19 protein-coding genes are annotated in these 18,289 nt (G+C 68.2%); 13 read left to right on the top strand and 6 right to left on the bottom strand.

Annotation, left to right across the window (positions count from 1 at the left end; all coding sequences use genetic code 11):
* The 4 genes from pcaH to pcaC are packed head-to-tail and all read left to right on the top strand — an operon-like array spanning position 1 to position 3,844.
* The gene (gene pcaH, locus ACQP1O_RS38510; protein ID WP_433563227.1) at positions 1-726 is read left to right on the top strand and encodes a protocatechuate 3,4-dioxygenase subunit beta; all 726 of its coding nucleotides are present in this window, start codon (positions 1-3) and stop codon (positions 724-726) included.
* Positions 716-1,279, top strand: a complete 564-nt coding sequence (gene pcaG, locus ACQP1O_RS38515) for a protocatechuate 3,4-dioxygenase subunit alpha (protein ID WP_433563228.1) — start codon at positions 716-718, stop codon at positions 1,277-1,279. Before pcaH ends, pcaG begins: the two co-directional genes overlap by 11 nt.
* Positions 1,272-3,446: a 3-carboxy-cis,cis-muconate cycloisomerase gene (pcaB, locus tag ACQP1O_RS38520; protein WP_433563229.1), complete on the top strand. Its 2,175-nt coding sequence runs from the start codon at positions 1,272-1,274 to the stop codon at positions 3,444-3,446. The genes pcaG and pcaB overlap by 8 nt, the downstream gene beginning before the upstream one ends.
* Entirely contained in the window at positions 3,443-3,844 is a 402-nt protein-coding gene (pcaC, locus tag ACQP1O_RS38525) for a 4-carboxymuconolactone decarboxylase (protein ID WP_433563230.1), read from the top strand. Before pcaB ends, pcaC begins: the two co-directional genes overlap by 4 nt.
* A 108-nt stretch (positions 3,845-3,952) precedes the next feature.
* On the opposite strand, the gene ACQP1O_RS38530 is transcribed toward pcaC, so the two are convergent.
* Entirely contained in the window at positions 3,953-5,419 is a 1,467-nt protein-coding gene (locus tag ACQP1O_RS38530; RefSeq protein ID WP_433563231.1) for an aldehyde dehydrogenase family protein, read from the bottom strand.
* A 166-nt stretch (positions 5,420-5,585) separates the two neighbouring features.
* Here ACQP1O_RS38530 and ACQP1O_RS38535 point away from each other — a divergent pair, with 166 nt between their 5' ends.
* From ACQP1O_RS38535 to ACQP1O_RS38545, 3 genes are all read left to right on the top strand, one after another.
* A complete protein-coding gene (locus tag ACQP1O_RS38535) occupies positions 5,586-6,074 on the top strand; it encodes a MarR family winged helix-turn-helix transcriptional regulator (protein ID WP_433563232.1) in 489 nt (162 codons plus the stop codon).
* A 103-nt stretch (positions 6,075-6,177) separates the two neighbouring features.
* On the top strand, positions 6,178-7,020 hold the full coding sequence (locus ACQP1O_RS38540) for a p-hydroxycinnamoyl CoA hydratase/lyase (protein WP_433563233.1): 843 nt from the start codon (positions 6,178-6,180) through the stop codon (positions 7,018-7,020).
* A 15-nt stretch (positions 7,021-7,035) separates the two neighbouring features.
* Positions 7,036-8,547, top strand: coding sequence for an acyl-CoA synthetase (locus tag ACQP1O_RS38545; protein ID WP_433563234.1), 1,512 nt, complete (start codon positions 7,036-7,038; stop codon positions 8,545-8,547).
* Positions 8,548-8,625: 78 nt separating this feature from the next.
* Here the strand turns inward: ACQP1O_RS38545 and ACQP1O_RS38550 are convergent, their stop codons facing one another.
* Both ACQP1O_RS38550 and ACQP1O_RS38555 read right to left on the bottom strand, forming a co-directional pair.
* Positions 8,626-9,951 (bottom strand): MFS transporter, encoded by a 1,326-nt coding sequence (locus tag ACQP1O_RS38550; protein ID WP_433563235.1) that lies wholly within the window; start codon positions 9,949-9,951, stop codon positions 8,626-8,628.
* A 97-nt stretch (positions 9,952-10,048) separates the two neighbouring features.
* Positions 10,049-10,990, bottom strand: coding sequence for an amidohydrolase family protein (locus ACQP1O_RS38555; RefSeq protein WP_433563236.1), 942 nt, complete (start codon positions 10,988-10,990; stop codon positions 10,049-10,051).
* A 45-nt stretch (positions 10,991-11,035) separates the two neighbouring features.
* Between ACQP1O_RS38555 and ACQP1O_RS38560 the strand changes: the two genes are divergently transcribed.
* Together ACQP1O_RS38560 and ACQP1O_RS38565 are read left to right on the top strand one after the other, a co-directional pair.
* On the top strand, positions 11,036-11,806 hold the full coding sequence (locus ACQP1O_RS38560) for an IclR family transcriptional regulator (RefSeq protein WP_433563237.1): 771 nt from the start codon (positions 11,036-11,038) through the stop codon (positions 11,804-11,806).
* Positions 11,807-12,000: 194 nt separating this feature from the next.
* Positions 12,001-13,068, top strand: coding sequence for an AraC family transcriptional regulator ligand-binding domain-containing protein (locus tag ACQP1O_RS38565; RefSeq protein WP_433563238.1), 1,068 nt, complete (start codon positions 12,001-12,003; stop codon positions 13,066-13,068).
* Here the strand turns inward: ACQP1O_RS38565 and ACQP1O_RS38570 are convergent.
* Positions 12,968-13,690: a DUF998 domain-containing protein gene (locus ACQP1O_RS38570; RefSeq protein ID WP_433563239.1), complete on the bottom strand. Its 723-nt coding sequence runs from the start codon at positions 13,688-13,690 to the stop codon at positions 12,968-12,970. The two genes, ACQP1O_RS38565 and ACQP1O_RS38570, sit on opposite strands and share 101 nt — an antisense overlap.
* A gap of 2 nt (positions 13,691-13,692) precedes the next feature.
* Complete coding sequence (locus ACQP1O_RS38575; RefSeq protein ID WP_433563240.1) at positions 13,693-14,445, bottom strand: SDR family oxidoreductase; 753 nt, start codon at positions 14,443-14,445, stop codon at positions 13,693-13,695.
* Between the two features lie 232 nt (positions 14,446-14,677).
* On the opposite strand from ACQP1O_RS38575, the gene ACQP1O_RS38580 reads away from it, so the two are divergent.
* The 4 genes from ACQP1O_RS38580 to ACQP1O_RS38595 all read left to right on the top strand — a co-directional run bounded on the left by ACQP1O_RS38580 (position 14,678) and on the right by ACQP1O_RS38595 (position 16,328).
* The gene (locus ACQP1O_RS38580; RefSeq protein ID WP_379387362.1) at positions 14,678-15,007 is read left to right on the top strand and encodes a PadR family transcriptional regulator; all 330 of its coding nucleotides are present in this window, start codon (positions 14,678-14,680) and stop codon (positions 15,005-15,007) included.
* Between the two features lie 2 nt (positions 15,008-15,009).
* The gene (locus ACQP1O_RS38585; RefSeq protein ID WP_433563241.1) at positions 15,010-15,372 is read left to right on the top strand and encodes a DUF1048 domain-containing protein; all 363 of its coding nucleotides are present in this window, start codon (positions 15,010-15,012) and stop codon (positions 15,370-15,372) included.
* A 29-nt stretch (positions 15,373-15,401) separates the two neighbouring features.
* Positions 15,402-15,977 (top strand): dihydrofolate reductase family protein, encoded by a 576-nt coding sequence (locus ACQP1O_RS38590; RefSeq protein WP_433563242.1) that lies wholly within the window; start codon positions 15,402-15,404, stop codon positions 15,975-15,977.
* A 120-nt stretch (positions 15,978-16,097) separates the two neighbouring features.
* A complete protein-coding gene (locus tag ACQP1O_RS38595) occupies positions 16,098-16,328 on the top strand; it encodes a hypothetical protein (protein ID WP_433563243.1) in 231 nt (76 codons plus the stop codon).
* A gap of 14 nt (positions 16,329-16,342) precedes the next feature.
* Here the strand turns inward: ACQP1O_RS38595 and ACQP1O_RS38600 are convergent, their stop codons facing one another.
* Positions 16,343-18,211 carry a potassium transporter Kup gene (locus ACQP1O_RS38600; RefSeq protein WP_433567934.1) on the bottom strand — a complete coding sequence of 623 codons (1,869 nt, stop codon included), beginning with the start codon at positions 18,209-18,211 and terminating at the stop codon, positions 16,343-16,345.
* Between the last annotated feature and the right edge of the window lie 78 nt (positions 18,212-18,289).

Here is an 18,289-nt window from a genome sequence, read left to right on the forward strand (position 1 = left end):
TTGTACACAACACATTCGGCCCTGCCGAGCTATCGATCCGATCCGCCAGGCACCCATCCGCCACTGCTGTATCCCGATTACCGGTCGACGCCGGTGCGCGCCCCGGGAATGCCGCCCACCCTGCTGCCACAACAGCTGACGGAGATCACCGGGCCACTGCTCGGTCCTGGCCGCCTCGCCGCGACCGATAACGATCTCACCGCGCAGCACGCCGAAGAGCCACTGGGACAACGGATCATCGTCTTCGGCCGGCTTCTCGACGGCGACGGCCATCCGATACCGGATTCCCTGATCGAGATCTGGCAGGCCAATGCCGCGGGCCGCTACCGCCACACCGGCGACCGCTGGCCGGGACCGCTGGACCCCAATTTCACCGGCGTCGGCCGGACGCTCACCGACGGGCAGGGCCGCTACCGGTTCACCACCGTCAAGCCCGGCGCGTACCCCTGGCGCAACCACGACAACGCGTGGCGGCCCGCCCACATCCACTTCTCGGTATTCGGGCGGGCCTTCACCCAGCGTCTGGTCACCCAGATGTACTTCCCGGACGATCCGCTCTTCGGCCAGGACCCGATCTTCAATTCGGTCCCGGAAGCCGCACGGCCGCGCCTGATCTCACGGTTCAGCCTGGAAGACACGCAGCCGGAATGGGCGCTCGCGTTCGAATTCGACATCGTGCTGCGCGGCCGCCACGCCACACCGTTCGAGGAGCCGCATGATGACTGACCGCATCCTGCCGTCGACGCCGTCACAGACCGTCGGACCGTACCTGCACATCGGATTGCCCTGGCCCGACGGACCATTCGTGGTACCCGAGGGCACGCCGGGCGCGGCGTGGATCCGCGGGGCAGTCTTCGACGGCGAGGGTGCGGTGATCCCGGACGCGCTGATCGAAACCTGGCAGGCCGATCCGCACGGGCGATTCGATCATCCCGACGACCCGCGCCCCGGCCCCCCGGGCTGGCGCGGCTTCGGCCGCAGTGAGACCACCTCGGGCGAATTCGCGGTCCACACAGTGATTCCGGGTTCGCTGCCAGGTCCCGGCGGCCGGGAGCAGGCCCCGCACATCAACGTGTCGGTCTTCGCCCGCGGACTGCTGCACCGGCTGGTCACCCGGATCTACTTCCCGGAGCAGGCGATCGCGAACGCCGCCGACCCGGCGTTGGGATCGATCGCGCCGCACCGGCGTGGCACGCTGATCGCGCAACCCGCCGTGGACGGATACCGCTTCGACATCCGTCTGCGCGGCGAGCACGAGACGGTGTTCTTCGATGTCTGAGCTGTTCGGCCCGCTCCAGGCCGCCGGCCCGGTCGCCGCCGCCACCGATGACACCGCCTGGCTACAGGCGCTGCTGGATTCGGAGGCGGCGCTGGCGTGGGCATTGGCCGATCGCGGGATCATTCCCGAGACGCACGCCGGAGCCATCGCTGCGGCGTGCCGGGCCGAACTCTACGACGCCCGCGAAATCGGCGCGGCCGCGGTCGATATCGGCAATCCGGCCGCACCGCTGGTGCGCGCGCTCACCGCGCGGGTCACCGACCGCGAGGCGGCCGGCTCCGTCCATCTGGGCGCCACCAGTCAGGACATCATGGACAGCGCCGCCATGCTGATCGCGGCCCGCGCCCTCGATGCCCTGGAGGCGGACCTGTCGGCGTGCGCGGACCTGCTCGCGGAGCTGACGCGCCAGCACGCGGCCACCCCGCAGGTCGGCCGCAGCCTGTTGCAGCAGGCACTGCCGGTCACCTTCGGCCTGACCGCCGCCGGCTGGCTGTCGAGCCTGGGTGCCGCAGCCGATCAGCTCGACCGGGTGCACCGCTCACGCCTTGCGGCACAGCTGGGTGGAGCCGTGGGAACCCTCGCGTCGCTGGGTGATTCCGGAACGGACGTGATGGAGGCCTACGCTCGCCGCCTCGGCCTGACCGCCCCCGAGCTGCCCTGGCACACCGACCGCAGCCGGATCAGTGAACTGGCGGGCGCGCTCGGCACCGTGAGCGGTGTGGTCGCCAAGATCGGCCGTGACCTCACACTGCTCGCGCAGACCGAGGTCGGCGAGGTCGGTGAGGACGGCGCGGCGGGCGGGTCGTCGACCATGCCGCACAAGCGCAATCCCATTGCCGCGGTCGCGGCGGTCGCCGCCGCCGCTCAGGCCCCCGGGCTGGTGGCCACGCTGCTGTCGGCCTCCGGACACGAGCAGCAACGCGCCGCCGGATCGTGGCACGCCGAGTGGCGGCCGCTCACCGAATTGCTGCGCAGCACCGGGGCGGCGGTGCATTGGCTACGGGAAAGCCTGTCCCGCTTGCAGATTCACCCCGCCCGGATGCGCGGAAATCTGGCGCTGACCGGCGGGCTGCTGATGGCCGAGCGGGTCACCGCCGCGCTGACCCCGGCGCTGGGCCGGTTGGCGGCCCACGACGCGGTGACCGACTGCGCGCGCCGGGTCCGCCCGGACAGCGCGGCGTTCGGCGACCTCCTGGCGGCGCACCCGCTCATCGCGGGTCATCTCGATCGCTCTCGGATCGACGCGCTGCTGGAACCGTCCGCCTACCTCGGCAGCGCACCGACCTTTGTCCAACGGGCCCTCTCCGCACACGAGCAGGGTCGAATCCGCACCCGCCGCATGAGGGGCGGCGGTGATGGTGGCCCGGGTTCCCTCGCCGGAACCCGGGCCACCCGTGCTGTCACCGTGCACCATCTCGACGACGGCGACCCCGGCGGCATACCGGTGGTGTTGATCAATGCCCTGGGCAGCACCCTCGAGATCTGGTCCGATTACGTACAACCGTTGCAAGACAGCGGTTTCCGCGTAGTCCGCTACGACGCCCGCGGCCACGGCGACTCTCCGGTCCCGGCGGGGCCGTACGGTCTCGCGGACCTCGGCGCGGACCTGGAAGCGCTGCTGAACCGACTCGAGATCGAGGCCGCACACCTCGTCGGCGTCTCGCTGGGCGGCATGACCGCACTGTGGCTGGCCAGGTATCGCCCCGAGCGGGTACGCGGACTGGTCGCGTGCTGTACCTCGGCCCGGCCGGGCAATGCCGAGAGGTGGCGGGAGCGGGCCGCACAGGCCGGCGCGCAGGGTATGCGCGCCATCGCCGAGGGCAGCGTCGAGCGCTGGTTCACCCCGGAGTGGCGGGCCGAATATCCCGAAACCACCCGCCACATGCGCGATCTCACCACCGATACGCCCGCCCACGGCTATGCGGCCTGCTGCGCGGCGCTCGCCGATCTCGATCTGAGCGGCGAGCTACCGCACATCACCGCACCGACCCTGGTGCTGTCCACCGTCCAGGATCCGGCGTTCCCGCCCGAGCACGGACGGCTCATTGCCGACCGGATACCGGGTGCGCGCCTCGAAATCCTCGATGGCGCGGCCCATCTCGGCCCTACCGAACGGCCCGACCTGTTCCTCCCACCGATCCTCGACCACCTCAGGGGTGCTCAATGACCGACCAGAACTCCGTCCGGCCCGACGGCGATGCCGCCATGCGGGTGCGCCGCGCCGTCCTCGGCGACGAGCACGTCGATCGGGCACAGGCGCGCACCACCGATTTCACCCGCCCGTTCCAGGAGTACATCACCGCCGCCGCATGGGGCGGGATCTGGACCCGCGAGGGCCTGGACCGCCGCACCCGCAGCGCCGTCACCCTCGCCCTGCTCACGGCGCTCGGCTGCCACGAGGAACTCGCCCTGCACGTCCGGGCCGCGATCCGAAACGGCCTGAGCCGGGCCGAGATCGGCGAGGTGCTGCTGCACACCGCCGCCTACTCCGGAATCCCCAAGGCCAATACCGCTTTCGCGGTGGCCGAGCAGATCCTCGCGGAGATCCCCGCGGACCCGGCGTGACGCACCGCTGAGCGTGTACCCCGCGCGCATCGGCCGACCCGCCCGAAGAGAACTCAGTCCCCCTGCGAGATCCGCAGAGGGCCTGAGTTTTTCAGCTGGTCGACGATCTCAGCCGGGGAAGGGCAGCTGCTCGGTGGCGACGGTGACCCAGCGGGTGTTGGAGAACGCCTCGATTCCCCAGCGGCCGCCGAAACGACCGTAGCCGGAGTTCTTCACACCGCCGAACGGAGCCTGCGGCTCGTCGCCGACGGACTGATCGTTGATATGCACGATGCCGGTGTGCAGCCCGGCTGCCACCCGCAGGCCGTGGGTCGCGTTCTCGGTGATCACGCCGGCCGACAGTCCGTGTTCGGTGTCATTGGCCTTGGCGACGGCCTCGGCGTCGGTCGCGAAGGTGTCCACCACGCAGGCGGGGCCGAAGATCTCGGCGTGGTGGATGTCGGCGTCGAGGGGCACACCGGTGAGCACCGTCGCCCGGTGCACCGTGCCCTCCGGCGTTCCGCCACCCGCGCGCACCACCGCGCCCTTGGCCACGGCGTCCCGCACGAGCGATGAAACGCGCTGAGCGGCCGCCTCGTTCACCATCGGCCCGATGACCGTGGCCGGGTCGGCGGGATCGCCGGTCGGCAGCGATTCCACGGCCCCGCAGAACTTCTCGAGGAACTCTCCCGCCACCGACTCGTGCACCAGGATGCGATCGGCCGACATGCAGATCTGGCCGGAGTTGGCGAAGGCCCCGAAAACCGCCGCGCGCACGGCGTAATCGATATCCGCGTCCTCGAGCACGATCACCGAGTTCTTGCCGCCCAGCTCCAGCACGGCGGGCTTGAGATGCTCGGCGGCCAGCGTGCCGATGATCCGGCCGACGGTCGTGGAGCCGGTGAAGTTGACCGCTCGCACGCGCTCGTCGGCGATCAGGGTCCGCGCCACCGCAGGCGCGTCGTCGAGATCGTTGGTGATCACGTTCAGCACTCCCGCGGGCAGTCCCGCCTCGGCCAGCACGTCTGCGATGAACAGTCCGCTCGCCAGCGGCGCGGCCTCACTCGCCTTGAGCACCACGGTATTTCCGGCTGCCAGCGGCGCGGCCACGGCCCGGGTGGACAGGATGATCGGTGCGTTCCAGGGCGCGAACGCGGCCACCACGCCGAGGGGACGGCGCACCGCCAGGCCGAGCACCCCGGGCTGCGCGGACGCCAGCACCTCGCCGCGGGGCGCGGTGATCGCGGCGGCGGCCTCACGCAGCACCCCGGCGGCCACCGCGGCATTGAACTCGGCCCATGGCCGTGCGCCGCCCACCTCACCCGCCATGTGCTCCGCGCCCTGTGCCGCACGGGATTCCAGCAGATCGGCGGCACGGAGGAAGACGGCTCGGCGCTGCGCCGGAGGCAGGTCGGCCCACTCGCCGAAGGCGGCGTGGGCGGCGTCCACGGCGGCGGTCACGTCGGCAGGTCCGGCAGCGGCGACGGTGGCGTACACGGCCCCCGTGTACGGATTGACGACATCGGTTGTGGCCCCCGAACGGGCGGGGATCTCGGCACCGCCGATGAGCAGGGCGCGGGCGATGGACATGGGCATCCTCTGATCGTTTTCCGGCGGCCCGCGGGCGCGGGGCCATTGCGTTCGCCCCGAGCATGGGACCGGGGTCCCCGGTGCCTCCACGCCCCTTTCATTGAATGGAAGCGCAGGTGGAACCCGGTGCCCGGCGGCGGATCGGCCCCGGACGCGATGCGAAGATGGCCGGGTGACCGGCATTTCCGACGATCGCGCCCTCGACGCGCCACCCTCGACGCTCTACCTGATCAAACAGCTGGAACTCGCGGTGCGGGCACTGATGGACGACGCGCTGCGCCCTCTGGGGCTGACCACGCTGCAGTACACCGCGCTGACGGTGCTCGAGCGCCGCAGTGGACTGTCCTCGGCGCAGCTGGCGCGGCGGTCGTTCCTGCGTCCGCAGACGATGAACGTCATGGTGCAGACACTCGAGGAGCGCGGGCTGATCCGCCGTGATCGCGATCCCGGCAATCGCCGGGTGCTGGTAGCGACGCTCACCGAGCAGGGCCGGGAAACCTTGCGCGAGGCCGCGCCCCGGGTCGGGGAGATCGAAGCCCGGCTGCTGAGCGGGATGAGCGATCGCCGCGGCGCGGAATTCCGCAGCGTGCTGGCCCACGGGGTGTCCGCGCTGGCGGACGAGGCGGCTCGGCGGCGGATTCCCGAATCACCCGGCGAGTGAACGGGTTCGGCGTATCGCCGGACGAAAACGACTGTTGACGTTTCCCCGTCGGGACCTGTAGAACCGTCTCCACAATCATCAGCATTACTGATAAAGGAGCCCGATGAGCACCGTTACCGAACCCTGGGGCGACACCGTCACGGTCGAATTCGACGAGGGCATCGCCTGGGTCAGCCTGAACCGGCCCGAGAAGCGCAATGCCATGAACCCGAAGCTCAATGACGAGATGGTGGCCACCCTCGACCACCTCGAGTACGACGACCGCTGCCGCGTGCTGGTGCTCACCGGCGCGGGCGAATCCTTCTCCGCGGGAATGGATCTCAAGGAATACTTCCGCGCGGTCGAGGCCAGCGGCAGCATCGCCGCCCAGCAGCGCGCCCGCCGTGCCAGCACCGAATGGCAGTGGCGGCGGCTGTCCTATTTCGCCAAGCCGACCATCGCCATGGTCAACGGCTGGTGTTTCGGCGGCGCGTTCACCCCGCTCGTCGCCTGTGATCTGGCCATCGCCGACGAGAAGGCGCAGTTCGGCCTGTCCGAGGTGAACTGGGGCATCCCGCCGGGGAGCGTGGTCACCAAGGCCATGGCCGCCACCGTGAATCAGCGCGACGCGCTGTACTACATCATGACCGGCGAGCCCTTCGACGGCGCTCGTGCCGCCGAGATGCGACTGGTCAACGAGGCGGTTCCGGCCGAGCGGCTGCGCGAGCGGACCCGCGAGCTGGCCCTGAAGCTGGCCGGTCTGAATCAGGTCATTCTGCACACCGCTAAGGTTGGCTACAAGTTTGCGGCCGAGATGACATGGTCGCAGTCCGAGGACTACCTGTACGCCAAGCTGGACCAGTCGCGGACGCTCGATCCCGATCACGGCCGTGAGAAGGGCCTGAGCCAGTTCCTCGACGACAAGAGCTATCGTCCGGGCCTCGGCGCTTTCGATCCGTCGAAGTAGATCCGAGGGACTGGGATGAATGTGCGCAATCGGGGGCTGGGGTCGTGGCCCGCACGCCGCGCCCGCATGACCCCCGACGCGGTCGCGATCACCATCGAGGACCGCTCCGTCACCTACGCGCGGCTGCACGAGCGCGCGACCCGCGCGGCCTGGATGCTGCGGGGACTGGGAGTCGGCCCCGGCGACCGGGTCGCCTACCTGGGCCCGAATCATCCCGTCTATCTGGAAGTGCTCTTCGCCGCCGGGTTGCTGGGCGCGGTCTTCGTACCGCTCAATGCCCGATCCGCGGCGGCGGAGATCGAGTACGCGCTCGCCGATTCCGGCACGTCCGTACTCGTTCATACCGGCGAGCACGATGCCCTGGTGGCTGCCCTGCCCGGCACCGACCGCCCGGGCATCGTGCGCGTCGGCGGCCCCGGCGGCTACGACGAACAGTTGGCCGCAGCCTCGACCGCGGTCATCGACGAGCCGGTGGCGCTCGAGGACGACTGCCTGATCATGTACACCTCGGGCAGCACCGGGCGACCCAAGGGGGCCGTGCTCACCCACGGCAACCTGACCTGGAACTGCGTCAATGTCATTGTCGAGAGCGATGTCGCGAGCGACGAGTCGTCCCTGCTGGCCGCCCCGCTGTTCCACGCCGGCGCACTCGGCATGGTGTGCCTGCCGACGCTGCTCAAGGGCGGCCGGGTGGTGCTGCTGGCCAAGTTCGACGCGGGCACCGTGCTCGAACTGGTCGAGCGCGAACACATCACCTGGATGTTCGGCGTCCCGACCATGTACAACGCGCTGGCCGCGCACCCGCGCTGGAACGACACCGACCTGTCGAGCCTGCGTACCCTGCTGTGCGGGGGTGCGCCGGTGCCGCACAGCACCATTCAGCGCTATCTCGATCGCGGGCTCGGCTTCGTGCAGGGCTACGGCATGACCGAGGCCGCGCCCGGCGTGCTCGTGCTCGACCGCGCGCATGCCGAGACGAAGCTCGGATCCGCCGGTGTGCCTTCGTTCTTCACCGATGTGCGAGTGGTGGACGGCGAGGGCGCGGAGGTCGGGCCGGGTGAGCGCGGCGAGGTGCTGGTGGGTGGCCCGAATGTCATGCGCGGCTATTGGAAACAGCCCGAGGTGACCGCGGATGTGTTGCGGGAGGGCTGGTTCCACAGCGGCGACGTCGCCACCGTCGACGCGGACGGCTATGTGTTCATCGTGGACCGGATCAAGGACATGATCATCTCCGGCGGGGAGAACATCTACCCCGCGGAGGTCGAGAACGAGCTGTGCCGCCATCCGGCGGTGGCCTCGTGCGCGGTCATCGGCGTGCCCGACGACCGGTGGGGCGAGGTGGGCAAGGCGGTGGTGGTCGCCGTCGGCTCCGAGCGCCCGGACCCGGCCGAACTGCTGGGCTTCCTGCGTGAGCGGCTCGCGGCCTTCAAGGTGCCCAAGTCCGTCGAGTATGTCGACGAGCTGCCGGTCACCGGCTCCGGCAAGATCCGCAAGGCCGACGTCAAGCGGCTGTACGGCCGATCCTGAAGTATCGCAACACGATTGCCCGAAACGAATGCGCCCCCGAGCCGGTGATCCCGGCTCGGGGGCTCTTTCTCGTGCGGGTCAGCCGACGAGTTCGGGTTCGGGATCCGCCTCGCGCGGGCGCAGGGCCGGGAGATGCGCGATCAGGATCGCGACCGCCGACAGCACCGTCACGGCGGCCAGATACAGGCCGATGTAGACCGAGTTCCCGGTACCGGCGTAGATGCTGGTGGCGATGATCGGCGACAGCGCGCCGCCGAGGATCGCGCCGAACTGATAGCCGATCGAGGAACCGGTGTAGCGCAGCCGGGTCGGGAACAGATCGCTGATCACCGCGGGCAGCGGCGCGTACTGCGTGGTGTTGGCGACGATGGCCAAGGAGCAGCCGACGATCGCGAACGCCACCACGCCCGTATCGAAGATGGGGAAGAAGGCCAGCGCCGCGACCGCCTGGAACGCCGAGCCGATCAACATCAATCGGCGTCTGCCCCAGCGGTCGGCCATCAGCGTGAGCACCAGCGTGGCCACGAATTGCACCGCGCTGGTGACGATCACGACGATCAGCAGCGTATTGCGGGTGTAGCCAACCTCTTTCGTCCCATAGGACAGAATGTAGGTGAGCACGATGTAGCCGATGGCAGGACTCGCGGTGGCCGCGAAAACCGCCGTCAGCACGTGGCCGGGATAGCGGCGCAACACCTCGAGAATCGGTGCGCGGGCGACATCCTTCTCCGAGACGGTCTCGGTGAACAGCGGACTTTCGCTGAGCCGCCGCCGAATTCGGAAGCCGTAGCCGACCAGCACGATGCTGGCCACGAAGGCGACCCGCCAGCCCCAGTGATCGAAGCCCTCACCGGCGAACTCCGACAGCACCAGCATCATCCCGTAGGCGAACACCGCGCCCGCGGGCACGCCCAGCTGGGTCGCCGAACCGTAGAAGGTGCGCCGGTTCGGCGGTGCGTGCTCGATCGCCATGAGCGCCGCACCGCCCCATTCCGCGCCTACCGCGAGACCCTGGATCAGGCGCAGGACGAACAGCAGAATCGGTGCGGCGACGCCGATTTGGGCGTAGCTGGGCAGCAGGCCCACCAGCACGGTGGAGCCGCCCATCATGACCAGCGAGATGACGAGCACCTTCTTGCGGCCGATGCGGTCGCCGAAATGCCCGGCGATCACGCCGCCCAGCGGTCGGGTCAGGAAGCCCACCGCGAAGCTGGCGAACGAACCCAGTTGGCTCGCGGCCGGATTGCTGGAGGGGAAGTACTGCGGGGCGAAGATCAGCGCCGCCGCGGCACCGTAGAGGAAGAAGTCGTACCACTCGATCGCGGAGCCGATGAAACTCGCGGTGGCGGCCTGCCGGGCCGCCACCGGATTGATGGCTCCGCGATCCTTGGGCTGGCTGTTCATCAACCGGCTCCTGTTCGGAATGTGATCTGGATCGCCGAACAGGAAAGGTCATGCCGCGCCTACCCTCAACAGGGCTTTCCGTTCAATGAGAACCGGCTCACAAGTCGGCGCGGAGAGCGGTCGCGGGTCGGTCCACGCCCAGACCGAGTGCTCGAATTGCATTGTCCTTCATGATCTTCGGCCGCAGCTCGGGTTTGATCTCGAGCTTCTCGAAGTCGGCGATCCAGCGCTCCGGGGTGAGCGCCGGATAGTCCGAGCCGAACAGGACCTTGTCCGAGAGCATGCCATTGGCGGCCCGGATCAGCTGCGGCGGGAAGTATTTGGGCGACCAGCCGGACAGGTCGATGTAGACGTTCGCCTTGTGGGTGGCGATGGAGATGGCAGCGTCCTGCCACGGCACCGAGGGATGCGCCATGATCACGGTCAGCCCGGGGAAATCGGCCGCGACATCATCGAGCAGCATCGGATCGGAGTAGCGCAGCTTGATGCCGCGACCGCCCGGCAGGCCGGCGCCGATGCCGGTCTGGCCGGTGTGGAACAGTGCGGGCACACCCAGGGACTGCAACTCCTCGTAGAGCGGGTACACGCGCCGATCGTTCGGCTCGAACGCCTGCAGGCTGGGATGGAACTTGAAGCCGCGCACGCCGTATTCGGTCACCAACCGCCGTGCGGCCCGGACCCCGGCCGCGCCCCGGGCCGGGTCGATGGACCCGAACGGGATGAGCACGTCCGGATGCGCGGCCGCGGCCTCGGCCAGCTCCTCATTGCTCAATGTCGGGTGCCCGGTGGTGAATTCGGCGTCGACGGTGAACACCACCGCGGCCATGTCGGCGGCACGGTAGCGCTCGGCCAGGTCTTCGACGGTGGGCTGGGGCATCGCCGGGCCCTTGAAGTAGCGCTCGGCGGCCGCCAGCAGTTCGTCGTCGAGGGAGAAGCGGCCGTGCCGGTCGGCGTGGATATGCGTGTGGACGTCGATCGCGACCAGCCCGTCGAGGTCGAGGGTGGGGGCGTTGACGGGTGTCGTCTCGGAGTGGTACACATCTCATCTATATCAGTAATACTGATAATTCCGAAAGGAGCGCCCATGGCCAGATCGACGAGCGGCGAATCCCTGCTGTCCCGCGTGGTACGGATCTACGAGGCCTTCGGCCCGGACCACCGCGCGGTCACGCTGTCGGAATTGGCCAGGCGCAGCGACCTCCCGCTGGCCACGGCATCCCGGCTGGTCAACGAGCTGATCGAGTACGGCTGGTTGCGCCGCGACGCGCAGCGCCGGGTCTGCGTGGGAGTTCGGATGTGGGAGTTGGCGTCCCGGGCCGCTCCGACGGTCGGTCTGCAGGAGGCGGCCATCCCGTTCATGTCGGACCTGCACGCCGCCACCGGCCACCACGTTCAACTGGGTGTCCTACAGGGCGGGGAGGTCCTCTACATCGAGCGGCTCTTCGCGCCGCGCTCGGTCCGCAATCGGGTGCGGGTCGCCGGTCGGCTGCCACTGCACGCCACCTCCAGCGGTCTGGTGCTCCTGGCCCACAGCCCGCTCGAGGTCCAGGAGGCCACCCTCCACCGCCCGCTGCAATCCTTCACCCCGCGCACCATCACCAACCCCGCCCTGCTGCGCTCGACCCTCAGCGAGATCCGCCACACCGGCGTGGCCTACTGCCCCGGCTACGTGGACGAGTGCGCGACCGGCATCGCGGTGCCGATTCGCGCAACCGGCGGCCGGGTCGTCGCGGCGCTGTCCCTGCTCATGCCCAATGACGGCGCGGCCCGCGGTGCGATTCCCGCCCTGCGCACCGCCGGCCGCGGCATCTCCCGTCTACTCGGCGACACCGCCGAGGTCCGCCATATCGCCTGAGCCGCCAAGGGTGCGTCGACACGATCACCGGATGGGACCTTGGCGAATCATGATGAATCGCCCCTGCTCTGGGCACCGGCCGTGGAAAGTCGGGGCATTCGCCGTGGCTCGCGCGGGCCTACCCTTCGGTAGCGTTGCGGGCGGCCCGCCCGGGCAGAAGCGAGACGATGATGGATACGGCGAATCCTGCCTTGGTGAACACGGTGTCGGGGCATGTCGTTCGGATCGTGCTGGACGCGGCGGTCCGATCCGGCATCGATGCGGGCGAGGCCGCCCGAATCGGGAACATCGACCGGAAGCTGCTGGGCGATGACAGGATTCGGGTGCCTTCGGAGAGCCAATATCGCTTGTGGACGCTGATGCATCACGTTATCGGCGACGACGCGGGTGTGCGAGCCGCCGATATGGCCGACCATGGGCGCCTGCATATCTGGGACTATCTGTTCAGCAGCGCACCGTCGCTGGCGGAGGGGTTTCACGACGCGTCCCGGTTCAGTACCGCGATCTGCGATCCGGCCGCGCGACTGGAGGTTGTCGAGGAGGGGTCCACGCTGACGGTCGGCTACCGCGGCACCACCTACGGCGAAACCCGCAGCATCATCAATGAATTCGCCGTGACCGTGGCGGTCCGGCGTGCTCTGAATGCCTTCGGGGACGCGGCCGTGCCCATGCGGGTGGACTTCGCACATCCGGCACCACGGCATCATCGATATCTCGAAGATGCCTTGAACACCAAGGCCATTCACTTCGACCAACCGGCCGACGGCATCAGCTATCGGATCACGGAGCACCAGACCGGGAGGCGGGCGCATGATCCACACTTGCGCTGGATCCTGCACGGCGCCGCCCAGCAGGCCATCGACAACGCCCGATCGATGCCCGGATGGATCGAATCCTTCCGCGCGGAGCTGCGCAGGGAAACCGGGCGCACCGACTGTCATCGCGGGCGCGGCCCGCAGCTCGCCGCCCTCGCCGCCCGGATGCAGATCAGCGACCGCACCCTGCAACGACGACTCGCCGCCGCGGGAACCTCATGGAGCGCGGAGCTCGCCGCGATCCGGTGCGAGCAGGTCAGCTTCCTGCTGCGCAGCACCACCCTCACCATGCGCGCCATCGCGCTGCGCACCGGCTACAGCGATGCCCGCGCCCTCAGCCGCGCCTTCACCGGCTGGACCCGTCTGTCTCCGGATGCCTACCGCCGCGCGCACCGCTTCCGAGATCGAGCATCAACACGAGTCCGACCAGTCCACCCCACACGGTGAGCGTGTCGAACGCGATGCGCTCCGACACCCCCGAGCCGAGCCCGAAATGGCCACTCGCGAAAAGGAATACACCGCCGATCACCGAGATCACCACGGACAGTGCGGTGCAGACGGCCAAGCTCCGCAGTCTGCGTGTCACCTCCGGCAAGATCAGGATCATGCCCGCCAGTTGCAGAAACCATTGCAACAGGGCGATGGTGTCGTGCGCCTGGGATCGAATATCCCAGGGCGCCAACCCGATTCCGGCGATACCGAGACCGGCTCCGGCCAACAGGACGCATCCGGCACGGAACCAGCGCCCACTCCACATCCCGGCCCAGCCCAGCGCACCGACGACGGTCAGCAGTCCGGTGAGTACGAACATCAGGTTCTGGACCGCGTGGCCGGGCGAGCACACCGCACGCGACATGCCGTCGCGATCGGTGTACAGGCCACATCGGGTGATGCCGAGATCGCTGATGTAGTTGCCCGACCAGCTGTATCCCGACGGCCAAGCGCGGGCCACCGCGATCGAGACGGGAAAATACAGCAGCGTCAGCAACCAGCAGCCTGCGGTGAGCCACGGCAGGCGGACACGATGCGACAGCACCCGGGCGACCGCCACGACCGGCAGTGTGGACATCGTCAGAACATCGCGCCGTTGGCGCGGATCGTCTGCCCCGATACCCAGCCCGCCTCATCGCTGACCAGCCACCCGACCACGGGCGCGGTGTCGGAGGGAAGTCCGAGCCGCCCGTGCGGATTGTGCAGGGCCGCGGCCGCAATCGACTCCGGAGTCTCCGCGCCCCGGAAGAAGTCGTCGTCGACAGGACCGGGAGCAACCGCGTTGACGGTGATACCGCGCCCACCCAGCTCCTTGGCCGCCGCGACGACCATGCGCTCGACGGCCGCCTTGGATCCCGAGTACAGCCCGTAGGTGCCCGTCATGATCGAGGTGAGCGTGGTGGACAACACGACATAGCGGCCGTTGTCGGCGATATGGCGGGCGGTGGCGCGCAGTGTGTTGAACGCGGTGCGGGTATTGCGCACGATCAATTGATCGAAGTCGTCGTCGGTGGTGTCCGCGATCGGCTTCTTGATGACCCGCCCCGGCACGTGCACGACAATGTCCAACTTGCCGTGCCGCGCAACGATATCCGCGAACAGCGCGTCGACGTCGGCTGCCGAGGTGGCATCGGAGCGAACCGCCTCCGCGGTCGCGCCGAGCTCCTCCAGCCCCGCCAGCGTCGCCTTCGCCGCCTGCTCGTCGCCCTGGTAGGTGACGATGGTGACCGCTCCGCGGGCGGCGATGTTCCTGGCGAATTCGGCACCCTGGTTACGGGTGCCGCCGACGATCAGCGCGACCTTGCCTTCCAGGTCACGAACAACTTTCGACATCAGCCGAATCCCTTTTCTCTCTTGGTTTTTCCGACTCCTGCCCATCCTCTCGACGGTCGGGTGCCGAGCCAAGGACCAATCGCGTCAACAGGTAACCGCAGACGCCATCGGCTCCGATGACCGGAAAGTCCATAGGTTTACGGCCCTTCGGTGAGAACTGCTTGCCCTTTCACTACTCAGTGTTACTATCTACTAGTAGTCAGCAACACAGAGTAGTACGAGGAGGTGATCCGTGGGCAAGCAGATGACCGAGCTGCTCAAGGGCACGTTGGAAGGCATTGTGCTGGCGATCCTGTCCGTGCGGTCGGCGTACGGATACGAGATCACGGCGTGGCTGCGGGACCAGGGGTTCTCCGATATCGCCGAGGGCACGATCTACGCCCTGCTGATCAGGATCGAGAAGAAGGGCCTCGTCGACGTCGAGAAGGTCGCCTCGGAGAAGGGGCCGCCGCGCAAGGTGTTCACCCTCAACGCGCAGGGGCAGGACTATCTCGACGAGTTCCGCAGAAGCTGGAACTTCCTCTCCGAACGGCTCGAACAACTCCACGAAGGCGGCAAATAGTCATGGACATCTCGAAACTCACCGCGAAGGTGATCGGCGACCTCGGCGACAAGCGGCGGTGGCGGCAGTACAAGGAACGCGCACGACGGCTGCCGGCGAACTACCGCACGGCGATCGACGCGTTCGAGCGGTACCTGATGGTGTACGGGCCGGGCGGCAGCGTCGCCATGTTCGAGGACCTCGCCGATCTTTTCGAGCAGAGCGCGGCGGATCGCACCCCGATCCGGGAGGTCGTCGGCGACGACCCGGTGGAATTCATCGAGACGTTCGCACGGAACTACCAGGAGGAAGCGTGGGTCAACCGCGAACGGAAGCGGCTGGTCGACGCCATCGAGCGCGCCATGGGCGAGGACGCCGGCAGCTGACCATCGCAGCCTGAAGGGAGAGCGACCCGATGGGGAGAATCGTTCATGCCGTCCACCAGTCGCTGGACGGCTATATAGAGGGGCCGAATGGTGAATTCTACTGGCCCACCATGGATTCCGACGTCGCCGCGTATTGGCGCGGACTCGCCGACACGGCGGGGACCTTCCTCTACGGCCGGGTCACCTGGGACTTCATGTCCGAGTACTGGCCCCGAGCCGAGCAATCCGCATTTCATCCCGGCGACGCCGACTTCGCGCCGGTCTGGCTGGCCAAGCCGAAGGCCGTGGTGTCACGCACGCTCGACAGTGCTCCGTGGAATACCCGCGTGTTCTCCGACTTCGGGTCCCTGGCTGATGCGGCGGCCCGTGAGCAGGGGGACTTCCTCCTGTGTGGTGGGTCCGAACTCGCCTCGTCGTTGACTCGCGACGGATTGATCGACGAGTACCACATTTTCGTGCACCCGGTCCTGCTGGGCGGCGGCAAGCCTGTGCTCAACGATGTAAATGTCGGTGCGGCCCTGCGATTGATCGAATCGCGGGTGCTGGACAAACGAGTCGTCCTCCTGCGCCACGCACGGCTCGAGACATCGAATTCACCGGGATAACCTGCCCGACCGCGCCGATCGACGCCGCTAAGAAATCGATAATTTCGTGCGCGGGCCGGTGATGGAAGCGTCAGGAACCACGGGCCACCCTCCGGGTCGATATCCAATGGAACCCAGGCCATGTCGAAGCTGGAGGCAGAGGTTATGGGCATTCTCGGCAGGGAAGTCTGCCTGTCGTCGTTCCACGTGCAGTGGTCGCCGACCGAGGAGGTGTACATCGCGCGGTCCGATCGGCATCCCGGTCTCGCCGCTCGCGATGAGTGGTCCTCCCTCGCCGCCGTCGACACCCTGATGGATCTGATCGAACGTCAAGGACGGCAAGATGATTGGTCGGGGCGGTCGGCCGCGTGAAACACCCGGGCCCGCTACACCTCGATCTGCGAGCCCATGATGACCGTACGGTCCCGGGGAAGGCCGAAGTATTCGGCGGCGTCGGCGGTGATGTGGCTGGTGGCGATGAACAGGCGTTTACGCCAACGAGCCATGGTGGGTGCGGGACCGGGGCGTAGTTCGATGGTGGACAGGAAATACGAAGCCTGGGCCAAGTCCAGCGGGCCCTCGGTTTCGGCGGGGTCGAGCAATGCGAGTGCGGCCGGGACGTCGGGGGTTTCCATGTAGCCGTAGCGGGCGGTGACGTGGATGATGCCGTCTTCGCGGTAGTCCAGGTGGTCGATGGTGATGCGCTGGTCGACCGGAACCCGCGGGACCGGTTCGGTTTTGATCGACAGGAAGACGACCTGCTGGTGCCGTACGTGGTTGTGCTCGACGTTGGCGCGCATGGCCAATGGAGCGGTTTCCTTGCCGCGGTTGAGGAATACCGCGGTGCCGGGGACGGTGACCGTTGCCGGCACTCCGTCCTGCAACTGGTCGATGAACACGCGCAGTGATCCTTCGCGCTGTTCACGGTCTGCGGTGACGATTTCGCGGCCGCGCTGCCAGGTGGTCATGATGGTGAACGCGGTCAGGCCGATCAGCAGCGGCAGCCAGGCTCCGTGCACGAGCTTGGTGAGGTTCGCCGCGACGAACAGCAGGTCGACGATCAGCAGCGGGATCGCGCCGAGGGCGATGAGCCACATCGGTGTATGCCATCGTGCCCGTGCGACATAGAAGAACAGCAGGGTCGTGATGGTGATGGTGCCGGTCACCGCCATACCGAAGGCGAAGGCCAACGCGGCGGAACTGCGGAAGGCGAACACCAGCGTCAGCACCGACACCATCAGCAGCCAGTTGATCCACGGCACGTAGATCTGCCCGATGGTCGATTCGGAGGTGTGCGCGATCCGCAGCCGCGGCAGGTAGCCGAGCTGGGCGGCCTGGGCGGCAACGGAATACGCGCCGGTGATCACCGCCTGCGAGGCGATGACAGTGGCCGCGGTGGCCAGGATGACCATCGGCAGTCGTCCCCAGCCGGGGACGAGCAGGAAGAACGGGGCGCTGGAATGGGCGGGGTCGTCGAGAATCAGCGCTCCCTGCCCCAGGTAGCTGAGCGTGCACGCCGGGAAGACCAGGAACAGCCAGCCGCGGGTGATGGCCCGCCGGCCGAAATGCCCCATATCCGCATAGAGCGCCTCGGCGCCGGTGACCGCGAGCACGATCGCGGCGAGTGCGAAGAACGCGATTTCGAAGTGGCCGAACAGGAATCCGAGCGCATGGGTGGGTGAGAGCGCCTTCAGGATTTCCGGATGCTCGGCGATGCCGGCGACGCCCAGTGCGCCGATGGTCACGAACCACACGATCATCACGGGCCCGAACATTCGGCCCACCGCCGCGGTGCCCCGCCGCTGTACGAGGAACAGCCCGATGATGATCACCGCGGTGATCGGTACGACCAGCTCCGCGAGCGAGGGCTGTACCACCTTCAGACCCTCGACGGCCGACAGCACCGAGATCGCCGGGGTGATCATGCTGTCGCCGAAGAACAATGACGCGCCGAAGATTCCGAGCGCCGAGAGCACGAGCGCGGTGCGCCGCCCGCCCGGTGCGACCCAGCGGCGCAGCAGCGTGATGAGCGCCATGATGCCGCCCTCACCCTCGTTGTCGGCGCGCATCGCCAGCAGGACATAGGTGACGGTGACGATGATCATGACCGACCAGAACACCAGCGACACGACACCGAACACGTTGTCGCGGCTCACCGGAACCGGATGCGGGTCACCGGGATCGAACACCGTTTGCAGGGTGTAGATCGGACTGGTGCCGATATCGCCGAACACCACACCGAGCGCGCCGACCACGACCGCCGGCCGGGCCGGATCGTGTGCGACGGACGTGCCCGATGTCGACTGCGGCGCGGGGGTGTCACCCGTTGCCCC

The organism is Nocardia sp. CA-151230 (assembly GCF_050942175.1).
In the GTDB taxonomy this organism is placed as follows: Bacteria; Actinomycetota; Actinomycetes; order Mycobacteriales; family Mycobacteriaceae; genus Nocardia.

Coding starts and splice junctions, on each gene's coding strand:
- pcaG (WP_433563228.1), top strand. CDS start 716: ATGATGACTGACCGCATCCTGCCGTCGACGCCGTCACAGACCGTCGGA.
- pcaB (WP_433563229.1), top strand. CDS start 1,272: ATGTCTGAGCTGTTCGGCCCGCTCCAGGCCGCCGGCCCGGTCGCCGCC.
- pcaC (WP_433563230.1), top strand. CDS start 3,443: ATGACCGACCAGAACTCCGTCCGGCCCGACGGCGATGCCGCCATGCGG.
- ACQP1O_RS38530 (WP_433563231.1), bottom strand. CDS start 5,419: ATGCCCATGTCCATCGCCCGCGCCCTGCTCATCGGCGGTGCCGAGATC.
- ACQP1O_RS38540 (WP_433563233.1), top strand. CDS start 6,178: ATGAGCACCGTTACCGAACCCTGGGGCGACACCGTCACGGTCGAATTC.
- ACQP1O_RS38545 (WP_433563234.1), top strand. CDS start 7,036: ATGAATGTGCGCAATCGGGGGCTGGGGTCGTGGCCCGCACGCCGCGCC.
- ACQP1O_RS38550 (WP_433563235.1), bottom strand. CDS start 9,951: ATGAACAGCCAGCCCAAGGATCGCGGAGCCATCAATCCGGTGGCGGCC.
- ACQP1O_RS38560 (WP_433563237.1), top strand. CDS start 11,036: ATGGCCAGATCGACGAGCGGCGAATCCCTGCTGTCCCGCGTGGTACGG.
- ACQP1O_RS38570 (WP_433563239.1), bottom strand. CDS start 13,690: ATGTCCACACTGCCGGTCGTGGCGGTCGCCCGGGTGCTGTCGCATCGT.
- ACQP1O_RS38575 (WP_433563240.1), bottom strand. CDS start 14,445: ATGTCGAAAGTTGTTCGTGACCTGGAAGGCAAGGTCGCGCTGATCGTC.
- ACQP1O_RS38585 (WP_433563241.1), top strand. CDS start 15,010: ATGGACATCTCGAAACTCACCGCGAAGGTGATCGGCGACCTCGGCGAC.
- ACQP1O_RS38590 (WP_433563242.1), top strand. CDS start 15,402: ATGGGGAGAATCGTTCATGCCGTCCACCAGTCGCTGGACGGCTATATA.
- ACQP1O_RS38595 (WP_433563243.1), top strand. CDS start 16,098: ATGTCGAAGCTGGAGGCAGAGGTTATGGGCATTCTCGGCAGGGAAGTC.